Origin of the sequence: Helicobacter labacensis (assembly GCF_003660285.1) — a bacterium.
Classification (GTDB): domain Bacteria; phylum Campylobacterota; class Campylobacteria; order Campylobacterales; family Helicobacteraceae; genus Helicobacter; species Helicobacter labacensis.
Genome location: NZ_QXQQ01000044.1, coordinates 1 through 4,177, shown reverse-complemented (window position 1 = coordinate 4,177; position 4,177 = coordinate 1). Strand labels below are relative to the sequence as shown.

At 47.3% G+C, this 4,177-nt stretch carries 2 rRNA genes; both read right to left on the bottom strand.

The features are described from left to right. Window position 1: 1 nt before the first annotated feature. A 5S ribosomal RNA gene (rrf, locus tag EAO33_RS08740) occupies window positions 2-117 on the bottom strand. Window positions 118-626: 509 nt separating this feature from the next. Next, window positions 627-3,960, bottom strand: a 23S ribosomal RNA gene (locus EAO33_RS08735). Between the last annotated feature and the right edge of the window lie 217 nt (window positions 3,961-4,177).

The following is a 4,177-nucleotide window of genomic DNA, read 5'->3' as shown; positions in this document are numbered from 1 at the left end:
TCCCCCGCATCACCCTACTTTCCCACCCTTGCAAAGGGCAGTATCATCGGCGTTAGAGAGCTTGACTTCCAGGTTCGGGATGGGACTGGGTATTTCCTCTCCACTAGGGACACGGGGAAAGCAAAGCTTTTTACAAAGCCTTCAAAAGCTCTGCAACTTGTCAAAGCCTTGAGCTTACACCTAAAGGATTGCCAAATGCCTAGCAAGGCTCAAGGGGTTAACTTGCCTTTAAACTCTTAGTCAAACAAGAGATTTTAAAGTCCCAAGTCTGCGCTTAAAGCTAAACCTAGCCAAGTAAGCCAAAGTGCCTAGAGGTTGAAACCCTAGAGCTTAGCAACCTTGCTTAAAGCCTGAATGTTAGGCTAGCTCAATGAAGAGCAAGTCAACTCACAAGGCTTTAGCTAAAACCTTTAATGCAAGCCACTAATACAAGCCACACAAGCAAGTTCTAGCTAGGGATTTAACCCTAAGTTTGCTTGCAAACTTTAACCAAAAACGCCATTCTAGCACCCTTGTTTTAAAAAAGCAAGCACAAGGCTTAAAAGCTTTGCTTTTTGCCAACAACCTACGCTCTGATATTCTACAAAGCTTTGATTACACTCAACAAGGCGGTGATACCTTATCAACCAAACAAGCCGAACGCTCTATTAGTAGTGGTTAGCTGAATGCATTACTGCACTTACACACCCACCCTATCAAACATGTAGTCTTCATGCGAGCTTCAGGGAAAGCTCATCTTGGAGTTGGCTTCGAGCTTAGATGCTTTCAGCTCTTATCACAACCATGCGTAGCTACCCAGCGGTGCTCTTGGCAGAACAACTGGTGCACCAGTGGCATGTCCATCCCGGTCCTCTCGTACTAGGGACAGCTCTCCTCAGCTTTCCTACGCCCACAGCAGATAGGGACCGAACTGTCTCACGACGTTCTGAACCCAGCTCGCGTACCGCTTTAAATGGCGAACAGCCATACCCTTGGGACCTGCTCCAGCCCCAGGATGCGATGAGCCGACATCGAGGTGCCAAACCTCCCCGTCGATGTGAGCTCTTGGGGGAGATCAGCCTGTTATCCCCGGGGTACCTTTTATCCTTTGAGCGATGGCTCTCCCACACGAGAACCACCGGATCACTATGACCGACTTTCGTCTCTGCTTGACCTGTTTGTCTTGCAGTTAAGCTAGCTTGTGCCATTACACTCAACTTAGCGATTTCCAACCGCCATGAGCTAACCTTTGTAAGCCTCCGTTACTTTTTAGGAGGCGACCGCCCCAGTCAAACTACCCACCAAGCATTGTCCTGCTTATGGATGACATAAGCCAGTTAGCTAACAAAAACGCCAAGGGTGGTATCTCAAGGATGGCTCCACAAGAGCCAAAGCCCTTGCTTCAAAGCCTCCCACCTATCCTGCGCATGGCATTCCCATTAGCAGTGCTAAGCTGTAGTAAAGGTCCACGGGGTCTTTCCGTCTTGCTGCGGGTAGGAGGAATTTTCACCTCCACTACAATTTCACTGGATCTCTCTTTGAGACAGCTCCCATCTCGTTACGCCATTCATGCAGGTCGGTATTTAACCGACAAGGAATTTCGCTACCTTAGGACCGTTATAGTTACGGCCGCCGTTTACTCGGGCTTCAATTCAAAGCTTCGCCGTTGGGCTAACCCATCCTCTTAACCTTCGAGCACCGGGCAGGCGTCACACCTTATACTTCCTCTTACGAGTTGGCAAAGTGCTGTGTTTTTGGTAAACAGTCGGGAGGGACTCTTTGCTGAGACTACTTAGAGTAGGCACACCTTATCGCGAACTTACGGTGCTAGTTTGCAGAGTTCCTTAAAGAGAGTTCTTCCACGCGCCTTAGAATACTCATCTCATCTACCTGTGTCGGTTTGCGGTACGGACAATTGCAACTAAACTTAGAGACTTTTCTTGGCACGATAGTATCAGTGATTCTCTTATTAACCCGAAGGTCGCTAAGAGCCTGTCAGGTTTCAAATACAGGAGCGGATTTGCCTCTCTCCCAATCTACACCCTTCGACTAGCACTTCCATCAGCTAGCTCACCTAACTTTATGCGTCCTCCCATCGCGCGTTACAATTGGTATAGGAATATTAACCTATTTCCCATCGCCTACCCCTTTCGGACTTGGCTTAGGACCCGACTAACCCTACGATGACGAACATCGCGTAGGAAACCTTAGATTTACGGCGGATACGATTCTTACGCATCTTATCGCTACTCATTCCTGCATGCTCACTTCTGTGCGCTCCAGCACTCCTTGCCGGTATGCCTTCAACGCTGCACAGAACGCTCTTCTACCACTGCTCTAAAAGAGCAATCTACAACTTCGGTGTCTATCTTAGCCCCGTTATATTTTCAGCGCATGATCACTAGACCAGTGAGCTGTTACGCTTTCTTTAAAGGATGGCTGCTTCTAAGCCAACCTCCTGGTTGTTTGAGTAACCACACATCTTTTTCCACTCAGAATAGAACTTGGGGACCTTAGTTGGTAGTCTGGGTTGTTTCCCTCTTGACGATTGATTTTATCACCCACCGCCTGACTCCCAAGATACAACAAAAGGTATTCGCAGTTTGACAGGGTTTGGTACTGCGGCGAGCAGCCCTAGCCCAATCAGAGCTCTACCCCCCTTTGCTATCACTTGAGGCTATACCTAAATATATTTCGAAGAGAACCAGCTATCACCAAGTTTGTTTGGCCTTTCACCCCTATCCACAGCTCATCCCAGCCCGTTTCAATGGGCACGGGTTCAGTCCTCCACAAGCTGTTACACTCGTTTCAACTTGGCCATGGATAGATCACTTGGCTTCGGGTCTGCAGCGTCTGACTAATGCGCCCTATTCAGACTCGCTTTCGCTACGGCTCGTTTTCACTTAACCTTGCCAGACACCACAACTCGCAGGATCATTATGCAAAAGGCAGTCCATCACCCTTGTGGATCCCTTTGAAAAATTGAAATCTTTATTTTTGGTTGGTTGTTTTTAACTGCTTTGGCTAACTTGCACCCTTAGGGTGCAAAACGGCAACATTCCTTAGACAAAGCTAAAGTTTACCTGCAAACTCTACACCAAGACTGGTTTCTGAGCGTGCCATTTCCCATATCCCGATAGCCGAAACCACTCAGGATGGGTTTTACCTGCCCGCAGTGTGGACACTTCCGCACTGGCTCGCTACCATTATAGCCGTCAGCATTAACGACTACATGGGGAGGTCCTATAAAAAACATGCAAGCTCCTTTCAAAAAATATGAAAGCCTCTCTAGGGTAGACCCACTAGAGAGAAAGGTCATAGCATGCCAAAAGGCATATAAAAAAGTGCTTAAGCAATTTTAAAAAACCAACACCAAAAACCTCAAAAAAAGACCCAATCCCTCAAAGGGACCCACAATAGGGCTCTGAATGATTGTAAGTAGATGGTTTCAGGTTCTATTTCACTCCGTTACCCACGGTTCTTTTCACCTTTCCCTCACGGTACTTGTGCGCTATCGGTGTAGTAGTAGTATTTAGGGTTGGAGAGTGGTCTCCCCGGCTTCAGCCCGGATTTCTCGTGTCCTGGCCTACTCTGGATACGGCTATCTAGGGTGTATCTTTCGCATACAGGGCTATCACCTTCTATGGCTTGCTTTTCCAAGCAACTCTGCTAGATAAACCCCTTGAATGTTGCCGTCCTCAACCCCGCGTGCAAGCACGCGGTTTGCCCTTCTCCCCTTTCGCTCGCCACTACTGAGGGAATCTCGTTGATTTCTTTTCCTCTAGCTACTGAGATGTTTCACTTCGCTAGGTTCGCTCTCTAAAAATAGAGTAACTTACATTGCTGTAAGTTGGGTTGCCCCATTCGGAGATCTACGGATCAATGCTTCTTGACAGCTCCCCGTAGCTTATCGCAGTCTAGTGCGTCCTTCATCGCCTCTACTACCCAAGGCATCCACCATCTACTCTTAACATCTTGTTTGTTTCAGTTAGCATATCCGCTAAACTGCCTTGATAAGATTTCTACCGCCTTATTGAGTATAATTCTTTGGCTTTGTAGTTTTTACCTTTAACATAGGCTATTGACAATGAAAAGTCAAAAAACATTAAGCAAACGCTCTTTAAGCAACACCATCCTAAGAATGCATCCCTTTAGATAAAAGCCTCAAAGACGCGTCCTATTGGTAAAACTTTCAAGC